A 24,594-nucleotide genomic window follows, 5' to 3' on the forward strand; every position below is an offset into this window, starting at 1 on the left:
GCATGACATCGATCGACCTGAACTCGGACCTCGGCGAGAACGTCGCCGACCGGATCGTCAGCGACGACGCGAGCATGCTCCGCCTCGTCACGAGCGCGAACGTGTCGTGCGGTTTCCATGCCGGCAGCCCCGAGGGGATCCGCGAGACGCTCGCGGCTGCCGTGGCGGACGGCGTGGTGATCGGCGCGCACCCCGGTTACCGCGACTACGAGAACTTCGGACGCACGAAGGTCGACATCGACTCGGCCACGCTGCAGGCGCACGTCGAGTACCAGCTCGGTGCGCTCATCGGGCTCGCCTCCGCGGTCGGCGGCCGGGTCTCGTACGTCAAGCCGCACGGCGCTCTCTACAACACGATCGCCCGCGACGAGCGGCAGTCGAAGGACGTCGTGGCCGCGATCCGCGCGATCGACCCTGGTCTGGTGCTGCTCGGGCTCTCCGGAGGCGTCGTGCTCGACGTGGCCGAGCGGGCAGGGCTCGCCGTCGCCGCCGAGGCGTTCGCGGACCGCGCGTATCAGCCCGACGGGCAGCTCGTCTCGCGCACCGAGGAGGGCGCGGTGCTGCACGACCCGGCAGCGGTCGCCGAGCGCATGGTGCGCCTCGCCGCCGACGGCGTGATCCGTGCGATCGACGGCACCGATGTGCCCGTGGTCGCGCAGTCGATCTGCGTGCACGGCGACAGTCCCGGCTCGGTGGCCATGGCCGCAGAGACCAAGCGGATGCTGCAGGAGGCGGGAATCACGATCGCCCCGTTCGCGGGCGCCTGACATGACCGTTCTCGCCACCGCCGACCAACTCGCCGACGCACGCGCTGCTCGCGCCGCGATCCGGGCCGGTCACGCCGAGCCGACCAGCGGAGTCGCGGTCGGGCTGACCCAGGCGAACCTCATCGCGGTGCCGGCCGACTGGGCCTTCGAGATGCTGCTCTTCGCGCAGCGGAACCCGAAGCCGTGCCCGGTGCTCGAGGTGATCGAGCAGGGCGCGGTGGAGTCACGGCTCGCGCCCGGCAGCGACATCCGCACCGACATCGGCCGGTACCGCATCTGGCGCGAGGGGGAGCTGGTCGAGGAGGTCGCCGACGCGACTGCGGCCTGGGCGGAGCATCCCGACCTCGTGGCTTTCCTCATCGGATGCAGCTTCACCTTCGAATCCGGACTCGTACGGGCAGGGATCCCGATCCGCCATCAGGAGCTCGGCCGGAACGTGCCCATGTACCGCACCTCCGTGTCGTGCGCGCCCGCCGGACGACTGCGCGGAGAGATGGTCGTCTCGATGCGTCCGATCCCCGCGGCTCGCGTCGCGGATGCCGTGCAGATCTCCGGCCGCACTCCCGCGGTGCACGGCGCTCCGGTGCACATCGGCGACCCGGCATCGCTCGGCATCCACGACCTGGCGCATCCCGACTTCGGGGATGCTCCCGAGGTGCGCGACGGCGAAGTGCCCGTCTTCTGGGCCTGCGGTGTCACCCCACAGGCCGCGATCATGGCCTCGAGGCCGCCGTTCGCGATCACGCACGCGCCCGGGTACATGTTCATCACCGATGTTCCGGATGCGGAGTACCTCGTCTGATGCGCATCCTCACGGCATCCGATCACGCTCTCCTCGTCGAGGCATCCGACCTCGACGAGGCGATGCGCCTGAACCTCGCGTGGGAGGGCGTGCCCGGCATCGTCGAGCGCATCCCCGGCGCCCGCACCGTGCTCGTGCGCTTCGATCCGGTCCGGGTCTCGGCCGCCGATCTCTCAGCGGTGCTGGCCGCGACCGAGATCGACACCGCGCATCCGCCGGGCACCGGCGAGGTCACCGTACCGGTGCGGTACGACGGCGAAGACCTCGACGAGGCGGCATCGCTGTTGGGCGTCTCGGCGGAGGAACTCGTCAACAGGCACCTCGCCGCGGACTGGCGGGTGGCGTTCTCCGGTTTCGCCCCCGGTTTCGGATACGTCGTGAGCAGCGATCCCCTGTTCGACGTGCCGCGCCGATCGTCGCCGCGCACACGCGTGCCCGCCGGCTCGGTCGCGCTCGCCGGGCAGTTCACCGGCGTCTACCCGCGCGAGAGCCCGGGCGGATGGCAGCTCATCGGACGCACGGACGCCGTGATGTGGGACATCGAGCGGAACCCTCCCGCGCTGCTGTCGCCCGGGACGGCGGTGCGGTTCGCGCAGGTGCGGGAGGCCGCTCGGCTGGAGGGCGGTCACCCGGGCCGAAACGGAGACGACCCGACGCACGCACCGCGCGTCGCGGCGCAACACTCCGCGACGGATGCGGATGGTCTGGGTTTCGGCGCGGGAGCTGCCGTCGAGGTGGTCCGCCCGTCGCTGCAGCTGCTCGTGCAGGACGCCGGGCGCCCGGGCTATGCGGCACTCGGCGTCTCGGCATCCGGGGCTGCGGACCGCCGGGCCATGCACGACGCGAACCGTGCCGTGGGCAATGCGCGCGACGCCGCGGTGCTCGAGAGCGTCGGAGGAGCGGTCCTGCGGTTCCGGGGAGCCGGCGTCGCCGCGGTCGCCGGCGCGATCGGCGCGCTCCGCCTGACCGAGGTCGGCGGCACCGTTCGTTCCGTGGCGCACGGTGAGCCCTTCGCCACCGTCGACGGCGACGAACTGACCCTCGGTCACCCCGAGCGCGGGCTGCGCTACGTCGTCGCCGTGCGAGGAGGCCTGGATGCGGTGCCCGCACTGGGCAGCCGTGCGGCGGACACCCTCGCCGGGCTCGGCCCGGAAGCGCTCGTGGCAGGTGCCGTCGTCCCGGTCGGCGGCGCGGCGCCGCATCCCGTCGAGCCCGATGCGCTGCCGCGCGAGCTCCCTGCCTCGGGAGAGCTCGTCGACCTCGAGATCACGCTCGGCCCTCGGGACGACTGGTTCACGGCGCACGCGCTCGCGACCCTCACCGGACAGGAGTGGACCGTCACGCCGCGTTCGGATCGCGTCGGCATCAGGCTCCAGGGGGAGGTGCCCCTGGAGCGCGCGGTCGGTGGTGAACTGCCGAGCGAGGGTGCTGTCACGGGGGCCGTCCAGGTGCCGCCCGATGGGCAGCCCGTCCTGTTCCTGCCGGATCATCCGCTCACCGGGGGATACCCCATCATCGGCGCCCTCACGGACCGCAGCCTCGACCTCGCCGGTCAACTGGCTCCGGGAGTGCGTCTTCGTTTCACCGTCAAGGAGTCCTCATGACCACCGTGTCGACCGAGCCGACCACGCAGAGGGTCCTGATCGCCAACCGCGGGGAGATCGCGGTGCGCGTCGTCCGCGCCTGCGCCGAGGCCGGATACACCTCGGTCGCGGTCTATGCGGATCAGGATGCCGACGCCCTGCACGTGCGCCTGGCCGATGAGGCCGTGGGCCTGGCGGGAGCAACGGGGGCCGACACGTATCTTTCCATCGAGGCGCTGCTCGCCGCCGCGCGCCGGGCGGATGCGACCGCCGTGCACCCCGGGTACGGCTTCCTCTCGGAGAGCGCCGCGTTCGCACGGGCCGTCGAGGATGCCGGGCTGGTCTGGATCGGGCCGTCGCCCGAGAGCATCGACGCACTCGGCGACAAGATGACCGCTCGCCGTATAGCGCAGCGGGTCGGAGCGCCGCTCGCCGCCGGTACCGACGAGCCGCTGGCCGGACCTGAGGAGGCGGTGGCGTTCGCCGAGGAACACGGACTCCCCATCGCGATCAAGGCGGCGTTCGGCGGTGGCGGCCGCGGGCTCAAGGTGGTGCGTGAGCTGTCCGAGGTCGCGGCGGCTTTCGACGCGGCCACTCGCGAGGCGATCGCGGCATTCGGTCGCGGAGAGTGCTTCGTGGAGCGCTTCCTCGAGAGCCCGCGGCACATCGAGGTGCAGGTGCTCGGCGACGGGCGCGGCGGTGTCGTGGTGGTCGGCGACCGCGACTGCTCGATGCAGCGTCGCAACCAGAAGCTCATCGAGGAGGCGCCGGCGCCGGGACTCTCCGTCGAACAGCGGACGCGTTTCCACGACGCGGCACGGTCGATCTGCGGCGAGGTGGAGTACCGCGGGGCCGGCACCGTGGAGTTCCTGCTCGCGGCCGACGGCACCATCTCGTTCCTCGAGGTGAACACAAGGCTTCAGGTGGAGCATCCGGTCACCGAGGAGGTCACCGGAACCGACCTGGTGCGCGAGCAGTTCCGCATCGCGTTCGGGGAAGGTCCGTCCTTCGTCGAGACGCCGGCACCCATCGGGCACGCGTTCGAGTTCCGCATCAATGCCGAGGACCCCGGGCGCGGCTTCCTGCCGAGCCCCGGTCGTGTCGAGAGACTGCGGATCCCCGGCGGACCCGGCGTGCGCTGGGACAGCGGCATCGAAGAGGGCGACGTCGTGCAGCCGGCCTTCGACTCGATGATCGCCAAGCTGATCGTGCACGCCGAGTCCCGCGATGCGGCCATCGTGCGGGCGCGGCGGGCTCTGCGTGAGCTGACCGTCGAGGGGCCGGCGACGGTGATCCCGTTCGACGTGATGGCGCTCGACGAGAGGGCGTTCGGTACGGCGACCTTCGCGGTGCACACGCAGTGGATCGAGAGCTCCCTGCTGCCGAAGCTGGAGACGCAGTCGCGGCCGGCGGCCGTGTCGGACTCCGCACTGCAGCGCTTCCCTGTCGAGATCGACGGCCGACGCGTGATGCTGGGTCTCCCGGCCGGGCTGCTGTCGGGCCTCGGTCGTCCGGCTGCCCCCGCGCCCGCAGCGCCCACGTCCGAGCCGACCGAACTGCGCGCACCGGTGCCGGGCACGCTGGTGCGCTGGCTCGTCGACGACGGCACCCAGGTCGCGGAGGGAGAGCCGGTCGCGGTCCTCGACGCCATGAAGATGGAGACCACGGTGATCTCCCACAGATCCGGATCGCTGTCTCAGCGGGTCGAGCTGTCCGCGATGGTCGCCGCCGATGGGGTGCTCGCGGTCATCGACTGAGCGTTCTGGCGCACCACCCGAAACGCAGAGATCCCGGATGCCTCACGAGAGGCATCCGGGATCTCCGTCTGTGCGCGGCGCGGCCTACTCGGGGTCGCCGCCGAGCGGACCGACCGCCTCGAGCGGCTTCGGGTCGTCGGCACCGGTCTTGCGCAGGCGCGCGATCAGGTTGCCGAGGTGGTAGATGAGGATCGCAGCCACCGTGGCGATGACGATGCCGCCGAGTTCGAAGCCGGAAGCCTCGTCCTTGATCATGAAGCCGCCGACCGCCATGATCAGCGCGACGGCCGCCGTGTACTGGTTGACCGGGCGCGAGAAGTCGACGCGGTTGTCGACCCAGATCTTGATGCCGATGACCCCGATCAGACCGTAGAGCGCCGTCGTCACGCCGCCGAGCACACCGGCGGGCACCGAGTTGATGACTTCGCCGAACTTCGGGGAGAGGCTGAGCAGGATCGCGGCCGTGCCCGCCACCCAGTAGGCGGCGGTCGAGTAGACGCGGGTGGACGCCATCACGCCGATGTTCTCGCCGTAGGTCGTCGTGCCGGAACCGCCGGAGAAGCCGGCGAGGGTCGTCGAGACGCCGTCCGCGATCAGCGCCTTGCCTGTCTGCTGGTTCACCGTCGCGTCTCCGGTCATGGTCGCGACACCGCGGACGTGGCCGACGTTCTCGGCGATCAGAACGAGAACGACCGGGAGGAACATCGCAAGCGCCGTGAGCGTGCCGGGCTCGGTGAAGTTCGGGAAGGTGAAGGTCGGAAGGCCGACCCAGTCCGCCTTCTCGACGGCTGCGAAGTCGAGCTCACCGCGGAACGCCGCGAAGATGTACCCCGCGATGACGCCGAGGAAGATCGAGATGCGGCCGAGGAAGCCGCGGAAGACGACGGCGAAGAGAATGGTGATGGCGAGGGTGAAGGTCGCGGTCACCGGCGCTGCGGCGTAGTTGTTGTGCGCTGCGCCCGCGAGGTTGAAACCGATGAGGGCGACGATCGTTCCGGCGAGTACCGGCGGCAGGAAGCGGTCCACCCACTTCACCCCGACCGTGTGCACCACGACGCCGATGATCGCCAGCAGCACGCCGACGGCGACGATCCCGGCCAGGGCGGTGCCCATGTTCGCGGACGCGGTCGCTGCGGTCACCGGCGCGATGAACGCGAACGACGAACCCAGGTAACTGGGCAGCTTGTTGCGGGTGACCAGCAGGAACAGGATCGTGCCCACACCGCTGAAGAGCAACGTGGTGGCGACCGGGAACCCGGTGATGATCGGCACCAGGAACGTCGCGCCGAACATCGCCACGACGTGCTGGAGACCGATCGCGATCGTCGCGGGCCAGTTCAGGCGCTCGTCGGGACGGACGACGGCACCGGGCTCGACCGTGCGGCCGTTTCCGTGCAGCTTCCACAGGGCCATGCGGGCTCCTCAAGGTTCGGGGGATGGCAGGAGTGCTGGAGCAACACTACCGATTCCTGAGTTTTTCCTGAGCGCGGGCGCCGACCTGCGCTCAGGTGCAGGAGCGGATGAAGGATGCATGAGGGGCGCGCAGCCGATGGTCATGCATCTGTCCGGTCGTCATGCATCCGTCCGCGGACCGGTCCGCGGACCGGTGCGCGGACCTGCGTGACGAGTGGCCTCGACGGTCGCGAGTCAGGCGCCGAGGCGCTCGATCAGCTCGCGGTAGCGGTCGGCGGTGCGCGCGACCACGTCGTCCGGAAGCAGCGGCGGCTCGCCCTGCTGGTCCCAGTTCGCGGCCAGCCAGTCGCGCACGATCTGCTTGTCGAAGCTCGCCATGCGCGCGCTCGGCGTGGTGCCGGTGCGCCAGGCCTCGGCGTCCCAGTACCGGGAGGAGTCGCTCGTGAGCACCTCGTCGGCCAGGCGCAGGGTGCCGTCGGCATCCGTCCCGAACTCGAACTTGGTGTCGGCGAGGATCAGGCCCTTCTCCTCAGCGATGGCGGCCGCAGCCGTGTAGATCGCCAGGGAGGTGTCGCGTAGTTCGGCCGCCCGCTCGGCGCCGACGAGCTCGACGGCGCGCTCGAACGTGATGTTCTCGTCGTGCTCGCCCATCGGGGCCTTGTACGCCGGGGTGAACAGCGGCTCGGGCAGCCGATCGCCGTTCTGCAGGCCGGCCGGGAGCGGAATGCCGCACACGGTGCCGCTCTCCTGGTACTCGACCCAGCCGGAACCGGTGATGTAGCCGCGCACGACGCACTCGATCGGCAGCATCTCGAGCGACTGCGCGAGCATGGCGCGATCGGCGACGGCCTCGGGCAGCTCGCCCGCGGCGATGTGGTTGGGGAAGTCGGAGAGCTGAGCGAACCACCAGCGGCTCAGCCGTGTCAGCAGAGCGCCCTTGTCGGTGATGCCGGGGGAGAGCACGAAGTCGAAGGCGCTCACGCGGTCGGAGGCCACGACGAGGATGCGGGTGTCCGCCGGGTCTTCCGAGGCGTACAGGTCGCGGACCTTGCCCGAGTAGATGTGCCGCCAGCCGGGAATGCTCTGTGCCGTGCCTTCTGAAGGTGTGCTCACCCGCCTATTATCCCGGTTCCGTGCGACCGCGATCGCCCGCGTCCGTGGGTCGCGCCGACGGGTGTCGGAGCCGGTGTCTAGCGTGGAGGCGTGGCTGACGACATCTTCACCGACCGGCTCCGTCTGTCGCGGGCGGTGGAGGCCGACCTCGATGCGATCTTCGCGATCCAGAACGATCCGCGGGTGTGGACGCACTTCCCGAGCCTTCGACACACCGACCCCGCCGCGACTCTCGACATGATGAGGCGTTGGGACCGCAGCTGGGAGCAGGCGGGACTCGGATCATGGGTGGCACGTCTGCGCGACACGGGCGAGATCATCGGGAACGGCGGCTGCACGTTGCTTCGCGGCGAGGTGTGGAACGTCGGCTACCGCATCGCGGCCGACCAGCACGGGCACGGGTATGCGACCGAGCTGGCGCGCGCCGGCATCGAGCAGGCGCGGCTCGTCGACCCCGATCGACCGGTCATCGCCTATCTCGTGGAGCACAACCGGGCGTCGGCGCACGTCGCGGAGAAGCTGGGCCTCCGCCTCGTGCATCGCGCGCCGGATGTCGGCAACCCCGATCCTGCGGTGATGCGGCTCGTCTACGCGGACCGACCCCTCACCGCGACGCAGCTCGCGGCCGCTCTGGGCTGATCAGCTGAGGGACCGCGGATGTCGGTCTTGTCGGTGTCCGTTGGGGGGCGTATAGTCCACATGGACTATTTGAGGTGGGGACATGAAGAAGGATGCCGTCGACCGACTCACCCCCATGGGGGTGATGGTGCTCGCGTTGCTGCGCGAGGGCGACATGCACCCCTACGAGATGGTGCGGCTCATGCGGGCCCGCCACGATGATCGCCTGATCACGATCACCAACGGGACGCTCTACCACACGGTGTCCCGGCTGCATCGTGCCGGGCTGATCGATGAGCTCGGCATCGACCGCGAGGGCAATCGTCCGGAGCGCACGACCTACTCCCTGACGGATGCCGGACGCGACGCGGTCGTCACGTGGGTGCGGCGCGAGCTGCCCCGCATCGACCGACCTGCCGACTTCCGTATCGCGCTCGCCGAGGCCCATAACCTCGAGAGGCCGGAGGTGATCGACCTCCTGCAGGAGCGGCGGGTGGCGCTCGTCGGCGATCACGCGCGGCACCGTGACGGCCTGCGGGCGGCCAGGGAGAAGAGCGTGCCCGAGCAGGTGCTCGTCGAGATCGAGCGTCAGGAGGCACTGCTGGACGCCGAGCTGCGCTGGCTCGACACCCTCCTGGACCGTCTCCAGACCGAAGTCCTGCCGTGGGGTCCCACGGCATTCCAGAACTCAGACCGCTACCGCGCTCAGCGAAAGGCCGCACAGCAATGACAGATACCCCTCGCGACGGAGACCGCCCCCCGGTGTCCACGCCCTCGACCTCCGGTCCGTCGACCGGCACCTATTCCGTGGGGCACAAGCCCACGAGCCCCTGGCCCGCCCTCTGGGCGCTGGTCATCGGCTTCTTCATGATCCTCGTCGACACCACGATCGTGTCGGTCGCGAACCCGGCCATCAAGGCGGCGCTCGACCCGAACACGAACAATCTCGACAACGTCGTGTGGGTCACGAGCGCCTACCTGCTCGCCTATGCGGTGCCGCTGCTGATCACCGGACGCCTCGGTGACCGCTTCGGCCCGAAGAACATCTACCTGATCGGCCTCGCGGTCTTCACCCTCGCGTCGCTGTGGTGCGGACTGTCGACCACACTCGAGGGCCTGATCGTCGCCCGCGCGGTGCAGGGTCTCGGAGCGGCGTTCATGACGCCGCAGACCATGGCCGTGATCACCCGCACCTTCCCGCCCGAGCGCCGCGGCGCCGCGATGGGTCTCTGGGGGGCGACCGCTGGTGTCGCGACTCTCGTCGGTCCCCTCGTGGGCGGTCTGCTCGTCGACGGCTTCGGCTGGGAGTGGATCTTCTTCGTGAACATCCCGGTCGGCATCGTCGCCTTCGTGCTCGCCTGGCGTCTGGTGCCCAAGCTCGCGACGCATCCGCACCGGTTCGACATCGTGGGTGTGGTGCTGAGCGCCGTGGCGCTGTTCCTCATCGTGTTCGGACTCCAGGAGGGCGAGAAGTACGACTGGGGTGTGATCTGGGGGCCGATCTCGGTATGGAGCCTGATCATCGTCGGTCTCGTGGTGCTCGGGTTGTTCATCTTCCAGCAGGCCAAGACCCGCAGCGAGCCGCTGGTGCCGCTCGACCTGTTCCGCGACCGCAACTTCTCGGGCGCGAACGTGGCGATCGCCGCCGTCGGCTTCACGGTGACGAGCATGTCGCTGCCGATGATGTTCTTCTTGCAGACCGCACGTGGACTCACGCCCACCGAAGCGGCACTGCTCCTGATCCCGATGGCGGTGCTCTCGGGTGTGCTCGCCCCGGCCGCGGGCAAGTTGCTCGACCGGGTCGATCCGCGCATCATCCTCATCCCCGGCCTGCTCTGCGTCGCCGGAGCGCTGGTCTGGTACTCGGCACTGATCAACATGGACACCCCGATCTGGATGTTCCTGCTTCCCTCTGCGCTGATGGGCATCGGCAACGCCGGCATGTGGGGTCCGCTCGCCACCACGGCGACGCGCAAGCTGCCGCCGCGTCAGGCGGGGGCGGGCGCCGGCATCTACAACACGACCAGGACCATCGGGTCGGTGATCGGCTCGGCATCCATCGCCGCGTTCATGCAGTCGCGTCTCGAGGCGAACCTTCCGGGCCTCGCCGACGCCCCGGCGGGCATCTCGACCGGCGGATCGCTGCCGCCCCAGGTGGCCGAAGGGTTCGCGGCGGGGATGTCGCAGTCGATCCTGCTGCCGGCGTGCGTCATGGCGGTCGCCCTGATCGCCTCGCTGTTCCTCGGTCGTTACGACAAGACGGAGGCGGCGGCACCCGCGGCCGTGCGGGCCGAGTAGTCGAACCCGGGAAGGGGTCGTGTCCGTCGGTTTGCGGACCCGGCCCCTTTCTGGTGTCATCGGGCGATGACGATCGCACTCTCTCGACCGACCACCGACCTCTTCGAATCCTGGGCCGCCGCAGTGGGCGAGTTCGAGGGCGGACACGTCGACGGGGGCGGTCTCGAGAAGGGTTTCGTGCCCGACCGGGCCGCTTTCGAGGAGTTCGTCGAGCGCGCAGAGCTGTACGCCACACCCGGTGCGGTTCTCCCGGAGGGCCACGTGCCCTGCGATTACTACTGGATCACCGAGGGGGACCAGGTGGTCGGCTTCCTCTCCTTCCGCCGCGAGCTCAACGACTACCTGCGTCGCTTCGGTGGCCACATCGGCTATTCGGTGATCCCTTCCCGTCGCCGCGAAGGGATCGTGCGCGAGGCGATGCGGCAGATTCTCCGCCAGGCGAAGGTGGAGGGGTACGAACGCGTGATGCTCACCTGCGATGACGACAACATCGGGTCCATCCGCACCATCGAGGGCGCCGGTGGCGAGCTCGAAGACGTGATCGATGCGCCGGAGGCCGGGCGGCCCCGCGTGCGGCGGTACTGGATCGATATTTCGGGGACCCGACTCGCCGCGAGCTAGGGTAGATCCTCGGCGGTCGTCCGGTCGCTGCTGTCGACCCGAGGAGCACACGTCGTGATCCGAAATCCATCCGCCGCGGCGGGCCGCCTGCGCCGATCGATGCGCACCGCCGGTGCGGCCGCGCTCGTCGCCTTCGTCGCCGTCGGAGCGCTCCTCGCCGGAGCCGCCCCCGCCACCGCCGCGAGCGACGGCGACAAGTACGTCATCGGCACCGACACGACCTTCGCGCCGTTCGAGTTCACCGACAAGGACGGCAACCTCGTCGGCATCGACATGGACCTGCTCCGCGCGATCGCGAAGGACCAGGGCTTCGAGGTCGAGATCCGCCAGCTCGGATTCGACGCCGCGGTGCAGGCGCTGCAGTCGAACCAGGTCGACGCGGTCATGGCCGGCATGTCGATCACCGAGGAGCGACAGAAGACCTTCGACTTCAGCGAGCCCTACTTCACCAGCGGCATCCAGCTCGGCGTGCTCGAGTCGAGCGACATCCAGTCGCTCGATGACCTCGACGGCAAGGCCGTGGCCGTGAAGACCGGCACGCAGGGGCAGACCTTCGCCGACGAGAACAAGGACGAGTACGGCTTCAAGGTCACCCCGTACCAGGACACGACCGACATGGTGGATGCCGTGAAGGCCGGCCAGGCGGTCGGCTACTTCGAGGACTTCCCGGTGCTGGCCTACGGCATCCAGCAGGGTTCCGGCTTCCGCCTGATCGGTGAGCCCGAGCTCGGCGGCGAGTACGGCTTCGCGGTGAACAAGGGGCAGAACCCCGAACTGATCGAGATGTTCAACGCCGGACTCGCGAACCTCAAGTCTTCGGGCGAGTACGACAAGATCGTCGACACGTACCTGGCGGGCGGCGAGGAATCGTCGCAGCCGACCGACATCATCTCGGTCGCGGTGCAGTACTGGCCCGCGCTCATGGAAGGCCTGTGGCTGACGATCCTCGCGACGATCGTCGCCATCGTGGCCGCCTTCATCCTCGGGCTCATCTTCGGCTTCGGCCGGGTCTCGAAGTTCGCACCGTTCCGCTGGATCGCGACGGCCTACGTCTACGTGTTCCGCGGGACGCCGATCCTCATCCAGGCGTTCTTCGTGTTCTTCGCGATCCCGCAGCTGTTCCCTGGCCTCACGTTCAACCCGTTCGTCGCCGGAGCGATCACGCTCTCGCTCAACACGGGCGCGTACATGACCGAGATCATCCGCGGAGGCATCCAGGCGGTCGATCCCGGACAGAACGAGGCCTCGCGCTCGTTGGGTCTCGGCCACTGGAAGACCATGCAGAAGGTCGTGCTCCCGCAGGCGTTCCGCATCATGATCCCGTCGTTCGTCAACCAGGGCATCATCACGCTGAAGGACACCTCGCTGATCAGTGTGATCGGCCTGGCGGAACTGACGTTCGTCTCTCGCCAGATCATCGCCTCGACGTACCTGTCGGCACAGGTGCTGACGATCGTCGCCATCATCTACTTCGTCGTGATCACGCTGCTGACGCTGCTCGCGAACCGCCTGGAGAGGACGTTCAACGCATGAGCAAGATCGTGGTGCAGGACCTGCACAAGTCGTTCGGAGACAACGAGGTGCTCAAGGGCATCAACCTCTCGGTGGAAGACGGCGAGGTCGTCGCGGTCATCGGTCCGTCGGGGTCGGGCAAGTCCACGCTGCTGCGCTGCCTCAACAAGCTCGAGGAGCCCACGTCGGGACACGTCATCATCGACGGCGTCGACCTGACCGACAAGAGCGTGAAGCTCGACGAGGTGCGCCAGCGCATCGGCATGGTGTTCCAGCACTTCAACCTGTTCCCGCACATGACGGTGCTCGAGAACATCACCCTCGCGCCGGTGGAGTGCGGGAAGATGACGAAGGCCGAGGCCCGTGAGCGGGCGCTGTCGCTCCTGGAGCGGGTCGGTCTCTCGGAGAAGGCCGATGCGAAGCCCGCATCCCTGTCCGGTGGTCAGAAGCAGCGCGTCGCGATCGCGCGTGCGCTCGCGATGGACCCCGAGATCATGCTGTTCGATGAGGCCACGAGCGCGCTCGATCCCGAGATGGTCGGTGAGGTGCTGCAGGTCATCCGCGACCTGGCGTCCGGCGGCATGACCATGGTGCTGGTGACGCACGAGATGGGCTTCGCGCGCGAGGTCTCCGGCCGCACGGTCTTCATGGACGGCGGTGTCGTGGTCGAGGAGGCCCCGCCCGCCGAGCTCTTCGGCTCGCCCAAGAACGAACGCCTGAAGGACTTCCTCTCCAAGGTGCTCTGAGCCTGGCGCACATCCGCGTCGACTTCCCGTGTACTCGCCGAGTGCACGGGAAGTTTGCGTTCAGAAGCCGTGCATTCGGCAGCTTCCCGTGCACTCGGTGCGGTGCGGTGCGGTGCGGGATGGGGTGAGCTACTCGCGAACGGATACGGGGTGGCGGCGGATGGTCGCGCTGACGAGGGCGGCGACCGCGCACAGTCCGGCGGCGGCGAACCAGGCGAACGTGTACTGGCCGGTGTGGTCGCGCACGATCCCGGCGAGGACCGAGGCGATGCCGGCGCCGATCTGGTGGGCCGCGAACACCCAGCCGAACACGAGCGGGCCCTTGTCTCCGAAGACCTCACGGCAGAGCGCGATCGTCGGTGGCACGGTCGCGACCCAGTCGAGCCCGTAGATCACGATGAACACGATGATGCTGGGTTGCACCTCGGCCGAGAGCAGGCTCGGCAGGAACAGCAGACTCACTCCGCGCAGCGCGTAGTAGGCGGCGAGCAGGATGCGCGGGTTCACCCGGTCGGTGAGCCAGCCGGAGAACACGGTGCCGACGATGTCGAAGACGCCCACCACGGCCAGCAGCCCGGCCGCGGTCGTCGTCGCCATCCCATGGTCGTGCGCGCTCGGGATGAAGTGCGTGCCGATCAGTCCGTTGGTCGTCGCTCCGCAGATCGCGAAGCCGATCGCCAGTGCCCAGAAGGTCTTGGTGCGAGCGGCCTCCCTCAGGGTGGAGATCGCGAGTTTCGCCGCACCCCACGCCGTGCCCCGAGGAACGGGATCCGCCGCCATGACGGGCGTGGTCTCGCCGTACCGGGCGACCCCGAGGTCGCTCGGTCTGTTGCGCAGGAAGATCCAGACGAGGGGCGCGACGGCGAGGGCGCCGCCTGCGATGATGAGCGACGCCCCGCGCCATCCGACGTCTTCCGCGGCAGCCGCGATCACGGGGAGGAAGATCAGCTGCCCGGTCGCACTGCCGGCGGTGAGCACGCCGGAGACGAGCCCGCGCCGGGTCGCGAACCAGGTGTCGGTGATGGTCGCGGCGAACACCAGGGCCATCGATCCGGTGCCGAGCCCGATCAGCACACCCCAGGTCAGGATGAGCTGGCCGGGAGTCGCCACGAAGACGCTCAGCGCCGCGCCCGCTCCGATGACGAAGAGTGCGACCACCGTGACCGCGCGGATGCCGAAGCGCTGCATGAGGGCGGCCGCGAACGGGGCGATGAGGCCGTACAGCAGCAGGTTGATCGAGACCGCGAGCGAGAGCTCCGCCGTGGTCCATCCGAACTCCTCCTCGAGCGGCACCATGAGCACACCGGGCGCGGCGCGGAACCCGGCGGCGCCGATGAGCGCGATGAGGGCCACCATGGCCACGGTCCAGGCAGGGTGGAAGCGGCGCTGCCGCGTGCCGAGGGGGTCGTCGATCGGACCGTCGAGCGATTCGGCGGTCATGCCGCGTCTCTGGCGAGAAGGGCGAAGGGCTCCCCGCCCATGCTGCGCCGTGCCCACCGGGTGCTGCCGGCGTCGAGCGGTGCCGCGCAGGTCGCGCACCAGTCGACGGAGTCCGAGACATCGCCGCAGCGGCCGCAGCTCACGGTCAGTCCCCACGGCCCGTCGGGGTCGGTGATGCGAGCGAACCGCGCGTAGGCGTGCAGGATCGGAAGCGTCTCGCGTCCGGCGGTCGTGAGTCGATAGCCGCTGCGCGCATCGTCGGGGTCTTCGCGGGCGATGAGGTCGGCCTCGCCCATCGCGGTCAGGCGACGGGAGAGCACCGAGTCGGCGGCGCCGGTGGCGTCACGAAGCTGATCGAAACGCGTGCGGCCGGAGAAGAGCTCGCGCAGGATGAGCAGCACCCAGGGGTCGGCGAGCACGTCGGCGGTGCGGGCGATGGGGCAGGTCGCAGAGGACCAGTCGGAGCGGAGCGGCATCCGCTAACTTTCTTGAAGAAAGTCCCCCGTGTCAATCGCGAACCCGTACGTTGGCAGGATTCCTTCCCGCATTCGCCCGAATTCGCGCGACCGCACCTCACGTATCCCCGCTCGTGGTGCTGCCGAGTGCACGGGAACTCGCCGAGCGAACGGGGTATCCGCGTCGGGAAGCCGTGCACTCGTCGAGACCCCGTGCGCTCGGCGGAGGGGGCACACAGAGGGGGCGGGACGGGCCGGGGCGGGACGGCGGGGCAGGGGCGGGGCGCGGAGGGCTACTCGGCGACGCGAGCGGCGATGTCGGTGCGGTAGTGGGAGCCGTCGAGATGAATGCGGGCGATCGCCTCGTACGCGCGGTCGCGCGCGGTGCGGAAGTCGGAAGCCACCGCCACCACGTTCAGTACACGGCCTCCCGTCGCGATGAGCGATCCGCCGGGAGCATCCGGGCTCGCGGTCGCGGCGTGCACGATGCGGACGCCCTCGACGGCTGCGGCTTCCGCGAGGCCCTCGATCGGGCGGCCGGTCTGCGGTGCCTCGGGGTATCCCTCGCTGGCCAGCACGACCGTGATGGCGACATCGTCGCTGAAAACGGGATCCGGCTGATCCTCGAGGGTTCCCGAGGCCGCGGCGAACAGCAGGTCCGACAGCGGGGTGACCAGTCGCGGGAGCACGATCTGCGTCTCCGGATCTCCGAAGCGCGCGTTGAACTCGATCACGCGCACGCCGGCGGGGGTGAGGATCAGGCCCGCGTAGAGGAGTCCGATGAACGGCGTGCCCTCTGCGTCGAGCTGGCGCACCACGGGAAGTGCCACGTCGCGCGTGACCTCGTCGACGAAAGCCTGCTCGCTGCCGAACTGCTCGGTGAGCCAGGGCAGCGGCGAGTAGGCACCCATGCCACCGGTGTTGGGGCCGGCGTCGCCGTCGAGTGCGCGCTTGAAGTCCTGGGCGGGGCTGAGCGCACGCACGGTGTCGCCGTCGCTCAGGAAGAACAGGGAGACCTCGGGACCGGACAGGAACTCCTCGATCAGCACCGGGCCGGCGGGAAGATACTGCTCGGCGTGCGCGAGCGCCTCGGCGCGGTCGGACGTGACGATGACGCCCTTGCCCGCAGCCAGACCGTCGGCCTTCACGACGTAAGGAGCGCCGAGATCGTCGAACGCGTTCTCGACCTCTGCCGTGGTGGCGGCGCGCACGGCACGGCCGGTGGGCACGCCGGCGGCATCCATGACCCGCTTCGCGAACGACTTCGAGCCCTCCAGCTGCGCTGCGGCCTTGCCCGGTCCGAACACCGGGATGCCGCGGACGCGCAGGGCATCCGCGACTCCGGCGACGAGCGGAGCTTCGGGGCCCACCACGACGAGGTCGATCGCGTGCTCATGCGCGAACGCGGTGACTGCGCCGCCGTCGAGCGGATCGAGCGAGACGGGGCTCGCATCCTGTGCCATGCCGGCGTTGCCGGGAGCCACGAAGATCTCGTGCTCCGTCTGCTCAGCCCGCAGGGCGAGGATGATCGCGTGCTCACGGGCACCGGAACCGAGGACGAGAATCTTCACCCGTCCAGACTACCGAGGGTCGCGCTCCGGGTTTCGGTGGGGCTCAGAGGTCGACGGTCCGTTCGACGGCAGCATCCCAGGTCACGGTCCAGCCGGCCGCGTCGAAGAGCGCATCGAGCACCATCGCGGTGAAGCCCCAGACGATCGTGCCGTCGACGTCGAACGCCGGGCCCCGGAACGTGTGCCCCATGCGGGTGATCGTCGAGGTGAACCGGGTCTCGGGGGCGAGCAGTTGCGCGACGGGAACCCGGAACACCTCGACCGTCTCGGCGTGATCGACCGCCACGACCCGCGACGGCGACTGCCACCATGCCAGGACGGGCGTGACGAGATGGTTGCTCGCGGCGAGCGGGATCTCCGGCAGCGTGGCCAGGATCTCGACTCCCGCCGGATCGAGCCCGGTCTCCTCCTCGGCTTCGCGCAGCGCCGTGGCGACGACGTCGGCATCGTCCGGCTCCACGCGTCCACCGGGGAATGAGACCTGACCGGGGTGGGACGACAGGGTGGGCGCGCGTCGCTGCAGCAGCACGTCGAGGTCACGGGCGACGGCCGCGTCGGTCGTGGGGGCGGGGATGCGATCGAGCACGCCGAACAGGATGAGCACAGCCGCGTCGTGCGCGCTCTGCGGGTCGGCGAGTGGCGGGATCCGCACGCCCCACGAATGGTCGGCGACTGCCGCGAGCAGCTCGGCGCGGGCGCCCTGGGGATGCATGCTCATGCGTCCGAGCATAGGACTCGTCGCGCGCGGTCGGTCGTAGTCTGGAGAGATGGCCAGGAAGATCGACATCGTCGACGGACGCGCGGCTCTCGATGCCGTCCGCTCCGCGGATGCCTCGGGCGTGAAGCCGCAGCGCATCGATCTCGCCACCGCCGTGCGCTATCTGTTGCAGCTGCTCGACGAGAAGGCACCGGGCAACAGCGTGGAAGTGCGAGTGCCTCCCTTCGGTGCGGTGCAGGTCATCCAGGGCCCCCGGCACACCCGTGGCACGCCGCCGAACGTGGTCGAGATGGATGCGGCGACCTGGATCGCCGTGTCCACCGGCACGGAGCGATGGGCGGATGCCGCAGACGGCGGACGCATCCACGCTTCGGGCACGCGCGCTGACTTGAGCGACGTGCTGCCGGTGCGTCCCTAGCGCAGCCGCACGGGACGCGCCTGAGGCACACGGAGCCGCCCCGCGGTCACCAGGATCGCGGGGCGGCTCCGTGTGGCCGGCGGTCGCGTGTCAGGCCAGCTGCGACCGGAACGCCTTCGCAGCACCCATGAGCTCTTCCACCCGTGCGCGGTCGGCGCGGTTCTCGAACCTGCCGTCGTGCTTGAAATAGGTGCCCACGACGGCCCCGTCGGCCACTGCCAGCTGGTCGGCGACGTTGGAGGCGCGCACTCCGGTGTTGACGAATACCGGCACGTCTCCGGCGTTCTCCTTCACGATGGCCAGCGACTGCGTGTCAGTGGGGGCGCCGGCGGTGAGCCCGGAGACGCAGAGGGCATCGGGGTTGGTCGCGAACACCGTGGAGCGGGTGATGGACCCGAGGTCGCGCTCGGCGAGGTAGGCCGCCGACTCCGGCACGATGTTGAACAGCAGCTTCACGTTCGATGCGCCGATGCGGTGTCGGTGGCGCGCGACCTCACCGACGTTCGTGTTCCAGAGGCCGAAGTCGCTGGCGTAGACGCCGGTGAAGATCTCACGAACGAACGCCGCATCGGTGGCGGTGGCGAGATCGATGGAGGCGCGGCCGTCCCAGAGCACGTTCACGCCGAAAGGCACGGCGAGGTCGCCCTGCAGCGCGCCGATGATGCGAGCCATGCTGATCGCGGTGATCGGCTCGGTCTTCGTGAGGTACGGGAGGCTGAATTCGTTGGAGATGAGCACGGCATCGACGCCGCCGCTCTGCAGCGCGTCGAGCTCGCCCTTGGCGCGATTCACGATCGCGGCCATTCCGGCCGCGGTGTCGTAGCCGGGGTCGCCGGGGAGCGGGGCCAGATGCAGCATCGCCACGATCGGCTTCTGCGTGCCGAACACCTCGGGGAGCCAGTTGGGCATGTCTTTCCTCGTTTCTTCGGAATGGATCACAAACTCTGTGAAAGATTCACGATGAGCAAAGCACAAGTTACTCATTCACACAAGCGTGTCGCCTAAGGTGGGATCTGCCACACGAGGAGGTCGGGATGGAAGCCCATGAGCGCCGCGCGCTGATCGAACAGCGGGTCCTCTCTGATGGGGAGGCCGAGTTCAAGGCCCTCGCGCTGGAGTTCGACGTCTCCGAGATGACCATTCGGCGCGACCTGGAACTCCTCGAGGAGCGCGGCAGCGTGCGCCGGGTTACCGGTGGTGTGATCGCCGCCCACGGGACGGCGGTGGAGCCCGGATTCAACTCTCGGGCGTTGATGGGCGCACGCGAGAAGATCAATATCGCGGCAGCGGCCGTCGCCCATCTCAATCACGGCGAGACCGTCGTCCTCGACAGTGGCAGCACCGCCCTCGCGGTGGCCAGGGCCATCGTCGGCAAAGGCCTCGGACTCACGGTCGTCACGCCGAGCATCCTCGTCGCGCTCGAGCTCCATGACGAGCCGAACACCACGATCCTCGTCACCGGCGGGAGGGTGCGTCCCGGCGAACTCAGCCTGGTCGGAGCCGAGTCGATCGAGGCCTTCAAGCGCTACAACTGCGACGTCTACGTCATGGGCGTCTCCGGCGTCGATGGCAAGCGCGGTCTCTCCGACTACAGCAACGAGGAGGGAGCGGTGAAGCGCGCGGCGATCGAAGCCTGTGACCGCGTCATCGTCGTCGCCGACGCGTCGAAGCTCGGCCGGGTGCACCTGACGAATGTCGCGGGTCCCGGCGAGGTCGACCTGCTGGTCACCGACGGAGCGGTGGACCATCCCGCGCTCGTCGGCCTGCGTGCGGCCGGTGTGCAGATCGAAGCCGTTCCCGCGCTCTAGCTGCGTCGTTCCTTCGGTCTCGCCGTTGCGCAACGGTTGCGCAACGGGTGTGAGATTTCGCATTGACAACCGGCGGGATCACGTTTTACTGTTCCACAGCGATGAGATTTCTTCCCATTCCTCCGTGGGGGTGGTGGAAACTAACACTGGTTCACACACGAAGGAGTGGAACATGCGTAAGACGAAGTTGCTTGCAGGTGTCGGATTCGGTGCCGTGGCGATGCTCGCCCTCGCCGGCTGCGGTCAGGTCGGCGGCACCACCGGTGGTGGCGATACCGGCGGAAGCGCGGAAGACGGCGCGATGGTCACCGTAGTCAAGATCTCGGGTGTCGGCTGGTTCGACCGTATGGAGGTCGGCGTCAAGGAGTTCGCCGAGGAAACCGGGATCGACGCCCGCCAGGAGGGTGCGGACGACGCCAGCCCCGAGAAGCAGATCCAGATCATCCAGGACCTGATCGCCCAGTCGCCCGCCGCGATCACGGTCGTCCCCAACTCGCCAGAGGCGCTGGAGTCCGTGCTCAAGCAGGCCAGGGACCAGGGGATCATCGTCGTCGCCCACGAGGCTGCAGGCATCAAGAACGCCGACATCGACATCGAGGCGTTCGACAACCGGGCCTATGGCGCGAAGATCATGGACAACCTCGCCGAGTGCATGGGCGACTCGGGACAGTACGTCTCCTTCGTCGGAGGCCTCACGGCCAAGACCCACATGGACTGGGTGGGCGGCGCCTACGACCAGCAGCAGGCGGAGTACCCCGACCTGACACGTGTCGAGGAGCCGGTCGAGAGCAAGGAAGACGAGAACGTCGCCTATCAGCGGGCGAAGGAGCTGCTCGCGAAGTACCCCGACATCAAGGGCTTCCAGGGGTCGGCCGGCACCGACGTCGCCGGTATCGCCCGCGCCGTGCAGGAGGCCGGTCTGGAGGATCAGGTCTGCGTGATGGGCACCAGCATCCCGTCCGTGGCGAAGAAGTACATCGTCGACGGCTCGATCGACAAGATCTTCTTCTGGGACCCGGCGATGGCCGGCAAGGCGCAGCTCAAGATCGCGCAGCTGCTCGTCGACGGCGAGAAGATCACCGACGGCACCGACCTCGGCATCGAAGGCTACAACTCGCTGAAGAAGCTCGACGGCTTCGACAACGTCTACGTGGGTGACGCCGCCGTCATCGTCGACAAGGACAACGTCGACGACTACGACTTCTGACCCGACGTCCACCACGACTCAGGGCGGGGTCGCCAGCGTGCGGCCCCGCCCCGGAGGAAGAACATGAACGCAGAACAGGCGCAGCCGGCGCCCGAGGCGGGGCACGCACCCGAGCCCAGGCCCGTTCTCGAGGTCACAGGGGTGCGGAAGGTGTTCGGTGGGGTCGTCGCACTCGACGACGTCGCGATCACCCTCTACCCCGGGCGGGTGCACTGCCTGGCCGGCGAGAACGGATGCGGCAAATCCACGCTCATCAAGATCATCAGCGGGGTCGAGAAGCCGGAGGCGGGGGAGATCCTGCTCGATGGCGAACCGCTCACCCATCTCTCGCCGACGCAGGCCCTGCGCGCCGGCATCCAGGTCATCTACCAAGACTTCTCGCTCTTCCCCAACCTGACCGTGGCCGAGAACATCGTGCTCCCGGCCGCGATCGCCGCGCGGCGCAAGCTCTACAGCTCGAAGAAGCGGCGTCCCGAGGCGCAGCGCATCGTCGAGGAGCTGGGGCTCACCCTCGACCTCGACACCGATGTCGAACGGCTCTCGGTTGCCGACCGGCAGCTCACCGCGATCTGCCGGGCGCTCGTGCAGGATGCCAGGGTCATTTTCATGGATGAGCCGACCACGGCTCTCACCCACTCCGAGGTCGAGCGGCTCTTCACTCTCGTGCGCCGACTGCAGCAACGCGGCGTCGCCCTGGTGTTCGTCAGCCACAAGCTCGACGAGGTATTGCAGGTGTCGCAGGACATCACGGTGCTGCGTTCAGGGCGCCTGGTCGCGAACGGTCCGGCCGACGAGTTCGACGTGGCCTCCCTCACCCATGCCATGACCGGCCGTGCGGTGGATGACTCGCGCGTCGTCGTCGAGGTCGACGAGGAGGCTGAGCCGCTGCTGCGTGTGGAGCACCTCGATCTGCCTGGCGCCTTCACGGATGTCTCCTTCGACCTGCAGCCGGGCGAGATCCTCGGCCTCACCGGATTGCTCGGCTCGGGCCGTGGTGAGATCGCCGATGCGCTGTTCGGCCTGCTCACTCCACAGTCCGGAACCGTCACCGTCGGCGGCCGCGCCGTGCGACCAGGCAGCATCCGGGCATCCGTCGACGCGGGCATCGGATACGTGCCGGAGGACCGGCTCACCCAGGGCCTGTTCCTCGACAAGTCGATCTCCGACAACATCATCGCGGGCTCCCTGAGCGAGCACGCGGTCGGCAAGGTGCTGCTGAGTCGAAAGCGCACCGCCGAGACCATCTCCCGACTGTTCTCGCGCCTGCGCATCAAGGCGCCGAGCGTCGAGGCGCCCGTGCGATCGCTGTCCGGCGGCAATGCGCAGCGCGTCGTACTGGCCAAGTGGCTCGCGACCAAGCCGCGGGTGCTGATCCTGAACGGACCGACGGTCGGTGTCGACGTGGGGTCGAAGGAAGAGATCCTGCAGATCCTCCGCGAGGCAGCGAACGACGGGATGGGCGTGATCATGATCTCCGACGACGTGCCCGAACTCGTCTCGCTCTGCAACCGCGTGCTCGTGGTGCGCCGCGGCGAGATCGTCTCACGACTGGCCGGCGACGAGATCGCCGCGCCTCGAATCCAGGAGGTGATGGCCGCGTGAGCGCCACTGACGCCCGCATCCGCCTTCCCCGCATCGGACGCATGTCGAACGAGCTCGTGCTCGCGAGCATCATCCTCGTCCTGGTGATCGTGATGTGCGCCGTGAACCCCGCCTTCTTCAGCGTGCACACGCTGTTCTCCATCCTGCGCTCCACTCTGGTGCCGATGGTCTTCGCGCTCGCGGTGCTCTTCGTGATCATCTCCGGCGGCATCGATGTGTCGTTCGCGGCCATCGGCATCTTCGCCGCCTACACGACCGTGTCACTCGCCCAGGGCGGAACCCTCGACTTCGGACTGATCGGCATCCTCGCGTTCGCGATCGTGATCGGTGGCGCCCTCGGGTTCGTCAACGGCATCGTGATCGCCCGGTTCCGGCTCCCCACCCTGATCGTGACTCTCGCGACGCAGGGCATCTTCAAGGGCGTGCTGCTCGCCTACATCGGCTCCAAGTACATCGCCGAGCTGCCGGATGGCATCTCCTGGCTGTCGACGGCGAACCTCATCTCGATCGAGTCGACCCGCGCCTATCTGCCGATGCTGATCGTGCCGGTCGTGCTGCTCGTGATCGGTGCCGCGTTCGTTCTGCGCCGCACGATGTTCGGCCGCGGCATCTACGCCATGGGCGGCGACCTGGAGGGGGCGCGACGGGCCGGCTTCCCGGTCGTGCGCCTGCAGATCATGCTCTACGTGCTCGTCGGGGCGGTCGCCGCGATCGGCGGACTCATCCACGTCGTGCTCGGGCGCAGCGCCAACCCGCAAGACCTGGTCGGCACCGAGCTCGACGTGATCGCCGCGGTCGTGCTCGGCGGGGCCTCGATCTTCGGCGGACGCGGCACCGTCACCGGCACCGTGCTCGGCGTGCTGCTGGTGCAGATCATCAACAACAGTCTCATCCTGATGGGCGTGCCCACGGCCTGGCAGCGTGCCGCCGTCGGGTTCCTGCTGGTGATCGGCGTGGGGATCCAGGCCGTCATGGCCCGCCGCGCCTCTCGTCGGACGTTCGTCCTCGACACGGTGAAGGAGTGACCATGCCTCAGACGACCCCTCCCGGGCAGTTCGCCCGGATGAACGACCAGGTCGATCGGTCGGTGCGGTCATTGCTCGGCCGTATCCACGTGAATCGTGGCGTCGGCCGGATGCTGGTGCTGTTCGCACTCGCGTTCGGACTGTTCGCGATCCTGAGCCCGAGGGTCTTCCTCAATCCGATCAACCTGCAGAACATGATGGTCGCCTCGCCCGAGGTCGGCATCCTCGCCATCGCCATGGCGCTCGCCATGCTCACCGGAGGGATCGATCTGTCACTGGTGGCGATCGCGAACCTCTCGGCGATCACCGTCAGCACGATGTTCACGGCGATCGCCAGCAGCGATCCGGCGACCGCCGAGTCGATGGGCGGCCTCATCGCCCTGGTCGGCGTCCTGGTCGGCGCGCTCGCGGGAGCCGTCAACGGCTTCCTGATCGCGACGGTAGGCGTCACGCCTATCCTCGCGACGCTGGCCACGATGCAGATCTTCAACGGCATCGCGATCGTCTGGACCGGGGGCACCACGCTCTACGGCGCCCCGGCGGTGCTCTCCACGGTCGGGCAGGCGACGGTCGGCGGCATCCCTCTTCTGTTCCTCGAATTCCTCGTGGTCGCTGTTCTGATCGGGGTGCTGATCACGCGTACGCCGTTCGGACGACGCACACAGCTGCAGGGGGCGAACTCGACGGCCGCGATGTACTCCGGCATCCGCAGCACGAGCGTGCTCTACGGCACGTACGTGACGACGGGTGTGCTCGGCGGCATCGCGGGTCTGGTGTTCCTCTCCCGCAACCCGACGGCGAGCGCCGACTACGGCACGTCGTACGTGCTGCTCGTGATCGTGATCGCGGTGCTCGGCGGCACGAACCCCACCGGCGGGTTCGCGACCATCACCGGAGTGGTCCTCGCGACGCTCGTGCTGCAGGTCGTGCAGTCCGGCTTCACGGCGATCCGGCTCTCGGCCTACGAGTACGCGATCGCGCAGGGGGTGATCCTGATCGCGGTGATGGTGTTCGATCAGGTGAGGGTCAAACGAAGGCCGCGCCGGGCACCCAGCAGTCAGACCGAGACGATCGCGCTCGCAGAGATCCCCCGGGCCTGACCCGCGCATCCGAAAGGCAT

Annotated in this window: 23 protein-coding genes; 16 read left to right on the forward strand and 7 right to left on the reverse strand. The window is 68.8% G+C overall.

Annotated features, from left to right (window positions below; all coding sequences use genetic code 11):
- Window positions 1–2: 2 nt before the first annotated feature.
- Genes GZ64_RS0112440 through GZ64_RS0112455 form a run of 4 tightly spaced genes read left to right on the forward strand, consistent with a single transcriptional unit; the run spans window position 3 to window position 4,909 of the window.
- Window positions 3–767 (forward strand): LamB/YcsF family protein, encoded by a 765-nt coding sequence (locus GZ64_RS0112440; RefSeq protein WP_021199226.1) that lies wholly within the window; start codon window positions 3–5, stop codon window positions 765–767.
- 1 nt (window position 768) lies between these two features.
- Window positions 769–1,569 carry a putative hydro-lyase gene (locus GZ64_RS0112445; protein WP_029266870.1) on the forward strand — a complete coding sequence of 267 codons (801 nt, stop codon included), beginning with the start codon at window positions 769–771 and terminating at the stop codon, window positions 1,567–1,569.
- Window positions 1,569–3,173, forward strand: a complete 1,605-nt coding sequence (locus GZ64_RS0112450) for an urea amidolyase family protein (protein ID WP_029266871.1) — start codon at window positions 1,569–1,571, stop codon at window positions 3,171–3,173. The genes GZ64_RS0112445 and GZ64_RS0112450 overlap by 1 nt, the downstream gene beginning before the upstream one ends.
- Entirely contained in the window at window positions 3,170–4,909 is a 1,740-nt protein-coding gene (locus GZ64_RS0112455; protein ID WP_029266873.1) for an acetyl/propionyl/methylcrotonyl-CoA carboxylase subunit alpha, read from the forward strand. The genes GZ64_RS0112450 and GZ64_RS0112455 overlap by 4 nt, the downstream gene beginning before the upstream one ends.
- Before the next feature lie 84 nt (window positions 4,910–4,993).
- Here GZ64_RS0112455 and GZ64_RS0112460 read toward each other — a convergent pair whose 3' ends face one another.
- The gene (locus tag GZ64_RS0112460) at window positions 4,994–6,322 is read right to left on the reverse strand and encodes a uracil-xanthine permease family protein (RefSeq protein WP_029266875.1); all 1,329 of its coding nucleotides are present in this window, start codon (window positions 6,320–6,322) and stop codon (window positions 4,994–4,996) included.
- A 234-nt stretch (window positions 6,323–6,556) separates the two neighbouring features.
- On the reverse strand, window positions 6,557–7,435 hold the full coding sequence (locus GZ64_RS0112465; RefSeq protein ID WP_029266877.1) for a phosphoribosylaminoimidazolesuccinocarboxamide synthase: 879 nt from the start codon (window positions 7,433–7,435) through the stop codon (window positions 6,557–6,559).
- Window positions 7,436–7,525: 90 nt separating this feature from the next.
- Here GZ64_RS0112465 and GZ64_RS0112470 point away from each other — a divergent pair, with 90 nt between their 5' ends.
- The 6 genes from GZ64_RS0112470 to GZ64_RS0112495 all read left to right on the forward strand — a co-directional run bounded on the left by GZ64_RS0112470 (window position 7,526) and on the right by GZ64_RS0112495 (window position 13,230).
- Window positions 7,526–8,074: a GNAT family N-acetyltransferase gene (locus GZ64_RS0112470; protein ID WP_029266879.1), complete on the forward strand. Its 549-nt coding sequence runs from the start codon at window positions 7,526–7,528 to the stop codon at window positions 8,072–8,074.
- An 82-nt stretch (window positions 8,075–8,156) separates the two neighbouring features.
- Window positions 8,157–8,783, forward strand: coding sequence for a PadR family transcriptional regulator (locus tag GZ64_RS0112475; RefSeq protein WP_029266881.1), 627 nt, complete (start codon window positions 8,157–8,159; stop codon window positions 8,781–8,783).
- Window positions 8,780–10,351: an MFS transporter gene (locus GZ64_RS0112480; RefSeq protein ID WP_269320247.1), complete on the forward strand. Its 1,572-nt coding sequence runs from the start codon at window positions 8,780–8,782 to the stop codon at window positions 10,349–10,351. Before GZ64_RS0112475 ends, GZ64_RS0112480 begins: the two co-directional genes overlap by 4 nt.
- A gap of 66 nt (window positions 10,352–10,417) precedes the next feature.
- Window positions 10,418–10,972, forward strand: a complete 555-nt coding sequence (locus GZ64_RS0112485) for a GNAT family N-acetyltransferase (protein ID WP_029266885.1) — start codon at window positions 10,418–10,420, stop codon at window positions 10,970–10,972.
- Between the two features lie 54 nt (window positions 10,973–11,026).
- The gene (locus tag GZ64_RS0112490) at window positions 11,027–12,505 is read left to right on the forward strand and encodes an amino acid ABC transporter substrate-binding protein/permease (protein ID WP_021199216.1); all 1,479 of its coding nucleotides are present in this window, start codon (window positions 11,027–11,029) and stop codon (window positions 12,503–12,505) included.
- The gene (locus GZ64_RS0112495; protein ID WP_029258788.1) at window positions 12,502–13,230 is read left to right on the forward strand and encodes an amino acid ABC transporter ATP-binding protein; all 729 of its coding nucleotides are present in this window, start codon (window positions 12,502–12,504) and stop codon (window positions 13,228–13,230) included. The genes GZ64_RS0112490 and GZ64_RS0112495 overlap by 4 nt, the downstream gene beginning before the upstream one ends.
- Before the next feature lie 129 nt (window positions 13,231–13,359).
- On the opposite strand, the gene GZ64_RS0112500 is transcribed toward GZ64_RS0112495, so the two are convergent.
- The 4 genes from GZ64_RS0112500 to GZ64_RS0112515 all read right to left on the reverse strand — a co-directional run bounded on the left by GZ64_RS0112500 (window position 13,360) and on the right by GZ64_RS0112515 (window position 17,414).
- A complete protein-coding gene (locus GZ64_RS0112500; protein ID WP_029266887.1) occupies window positions 13,360–14,670 on the reverse strand; it encodes an MFS transporter in 1,311 nt (436 codons plus the stop codon).
- Window positions 14,667–15,146 (reverse strand): winged helix-turn-helix transcriptional regulator, encoded by a 480-nt coding sequence (locus GZ64_RS0112505; RefSeq protein WP_051668023.1) that lies wholly within the window; start codon window positions 15,144–15,146, stop codon window positions 14,667–14,669. Before GZ64_RS0112505 ends, GZ64_RS0112500 begins: the two co-directional genes overlap by 4 nt.
- A gap of 272 nt (window positions 15,147–15,418) precedes the next feature.
- Entirely contained in the window at window positions 15,419–16,696 is a 1,278-nt protein-coding gene (purD, locus tag GZ64_RS0112510) for a phosphoribosylamine--glycine ligase (protein ID WP_021199212.1), read from the reverse strand.
- A 43-nt stretch (window positions 16,697–16,739) separates the two neighbouring features.
- Entirely contained in the window at window positions 16,740–17,414 is a 675-nt protein-coding gene (locus GZ64_RS0112515; protein ID WP_081859751.1) for an NUDIX hydrolase, read from the reverse strand.
- A gap of 49 nt (window positions 17,415–17,463) precedes the next feature.
- Between GZ64_RS0112515 and GZ64_RS0112520 the strand changes: the two genes are divergently transcribed.
- The gene (locus GZ64_RS0112520) at window positions 17,464–17,832 is read left to right on the forward strand and encodes a sterol carrier family protein (protein WP_029266890.1); all 369 of its coding nucleotides are present in this window, start codon (window positions 17,464–17,466) and stop codon (window positions 17,830–17,832) included.
- Between the two features lie 90 nt (window positions 17,833–17,922).
- Here GZ64_RS0112520 and GZ64_RS0112525 read toward each other — a convergent pair whose 3' ends face one another.
- Window positions 17,923–18,741 carry a BtpA/SgcQ family protein gene (locus GZ64_RS0112525; protein WP_029266892.1) on the reverse strand — a complete coding sequence of 273 codons (819 nt, stop codon included), beginning with the start codon at window positions 18,739–18,741 and terminating at the stop codon, window positions 17,923–17,925.
- Window positions 18,742–18,866: 125 nt separating this feature from the next.
- Between GZ64_RS0112525 and GZ64_RS0112530 the strand changes: the two genes are divergently transcribed.
- From GZ64_RS0112530 to GZ64_RS0112550, 5 genes are all read left to right on the forward strand, one after another.
- Complete coding sequence (locus GZ64_RS0112530; protein WP_021199208.1) at window positions 18,867–19,640, forward strand: DeoR/GlpR family DNA-binding transcription regulator; 774 nt, start codon at window positions 18,867–18,869, stop codon at window positions 19,638–19,640.
- Between the two features lie 172 nt (window positions 19,641–19,812).
- Window positions 19,813–20,847 (forward strand): autoinducer 2 ABC transporter substrate-binding protein, encoded by a 1,035-nt coding sequence (locus tag GZ64_RS0112535; RefSeq protein WP_021199207.1) that lies wholly within the window; start codon window positions 19,813–19,815, stop codon window positions 20,845–20,847.
- A 63-nt stretch (window positions 20,848–20,910) separates the two neighbouring features.
- Entirely contained in the window at window positions 20,911–22,449 is a 1,539-nt protein-coding gene (locus tag GZ64_RS0112540) for a sugar ABC transporter ATP-binding protein (protein ID WP_021199206.1), read from the forward strand.
- The gene (locus GZ64_RS0112545; RefSeq protein WP_231479891.1) at window positions 22,446–23,474 is read left to right on the forward strand and encodes an ABC transporter permease; all 1,029 of its coding nucleotides are present in this window, start codon (window positions 22,446–22,448) and stop codon (window positions 23,472–23,474) included. The genes GZ64_RS0112540 and GZ64_RS0112545 overlap by 4 nt, the downstream gene beginning before the upstream one ends.
- Before the next feature lie 2 nt (window positions 23,475–23,476).
- Window positions 23,477–24,574, forward strand: a complete 1,098-nt coding sequence (locus GZ64_RS0112550; RefSeq protein ID WP_051668025.1) for an ABC transporter permease — start codon at window positions 23,477–23,479, stop codon at window positions 24,572–24,574.
- Window positions 24,575–24,594: the final 20 nt, after the last annotated feature.

It is taken from the genome of Microbacterium sp. Cr-K32, assembly GCF_000708345.1.
GTDB lineage: Bacteria > Actinomycetota > Actinomycetes > Actinomycetales > Microbacteriaceae > Microbacterium > Microbacterium maritypicum_A.

What these genes read in the sequence shown, in the direction of transcription:
- GZ64_RS0112450 (WP_029266871.1), top strand. Translation starts at nt 1,569, where the DNA reads ATGCGCATCCTCACGGCATCCGATCACGCTCTCCTCGTCGAGGCATCC.
- GZ64_RS0112515 (WP_081859751.1), bottom strand. Translation starts at nt 17,414, where the DNA reads ATGAGCATGCATCCCCAGGGCGCCCGCGCCGAGCTGCTCGCGGCAGTC.
- GZ64_RS0112455 (WP_029266873.1), top strand. Translation starts at nt 3,170, where the DNA reads ATGACCACCGTGTCGACCGAGCCGACCACGCAGAGGGTCCTGATCGCC.
- GZ64_RS0112475 (WP_029266881.1), top strand. Translation starts at nt 8,157, where the DNA reads ATGAAGAAGGATGCCGTCGACCGACTCACCCCCATGGGGGTGATGGTG.
- GZ64_RS0112480 (WP_269320247.1), top strand. Translation starts at nt 8,780, where the DNA reads ATGACAGATACCCCTCGCGACGGAGACCGCCCCCCGGTGTCCACGCCC.
- GZ64_RS0112495 (WP_029258788.1), top strand. Translation starts at nt 12,502, where the DNA reads ATGAGCAAGATCGTGGTGCAGGACCTGCACAAGTCGTTCGGAGACAAC.
- GZ64_RS0112540 (WP_021199206.1), top strand. Translation starts at nt 20,911, where the DNA reads ATGAACGCAGAACAGGCGCAGCCGGCGCCCGAGGCGGGGCACGCACCC.
- GZ64_RS0112445 (WP_029266870.1), top strand. Translation starts at nt 769, where the DNA reads ATGACCGTTCTCGCCACCGCCGACCAACTCGCCGACGCACGCGCTGCT.
- GZ64_RS0112485 (WP_029266885.1), top strand. Translation starts at nt 10,418, where the DNA reads ATGACGATCGCACTCTCTCGACCGACCACCGACCTCTTCGAATCCTGG.
- GZ64_RS0112460 (WP_029266875.1), bottom strand. Translation starts at nt 6,322, where the DNA reads ATGGCCCTGTGGAAGCTGCACGGAAACGGCCGCACGGTCGAGCCCGGT.
- GZ64_RS0112535 (WP_021199207.1), top strand. Translation starts at nt 19,813, where the DNA reads ATGCGTAAGACGAAGTTGCTTGCAGGTGTCGGATTCGGTGCCGTGGCG.
- GZ64_RS0112500 (WP_029266887.1), bottom strand. Translation starts at nt 14,670, where the DNA reads ATGACCGCCGAATCGCTCGACGGTCCGATCGACGACCCCCTCGGCACG.
- GZ64_RS0112440 (WP_021199226.1), top strand. Translation starts at nt 3, where the DNA reads ATGACATCGATCGACCTGAACTCGGACCTCGGCGAGAACGTCGCCGAC.
- GZ64_RS0112505 (WP_051668023.1), bottom strand. Translation starts at nt 15,146, where the DNA reads ATGCCGCTCCGCTCCGACTGGTCCTCTGCGACCTGCCCCATCGCCCGC.
- GZ64_RS0112530 (WP_021199208.1), top strand. Translation starts at nt 18,867, where the DNA reads ATGGAAGCCCATGAGCGCCGCGCGCTGATCGAACAGCGGGTCCTCTCT.
- GZ64_RS0112525 (WP_029266892.1), bottom strand. Translation starts at nt 18,741, where the DNA reads ATGCCCAACTGGCTCCCCGAGGTGTTCGGCACGCAGAAGCCGATCGTG.
- GZ64_RS0112550 (WP_051668025.1), top strand. Translation starts at nt 23,477, where the DNA reads ATGCCTCAGACGACCCCTCCCGGGCAGTTCGCCCGGATGAACGACCAG.
- GZ64_RS0112520 (WP_029266890.1), top strand. Translation starts at nt 17,464, where the DNA reads ATGGCCAGGAAGATCGACATCGTCGACGGACGCGCGGCTCTCGATGCC.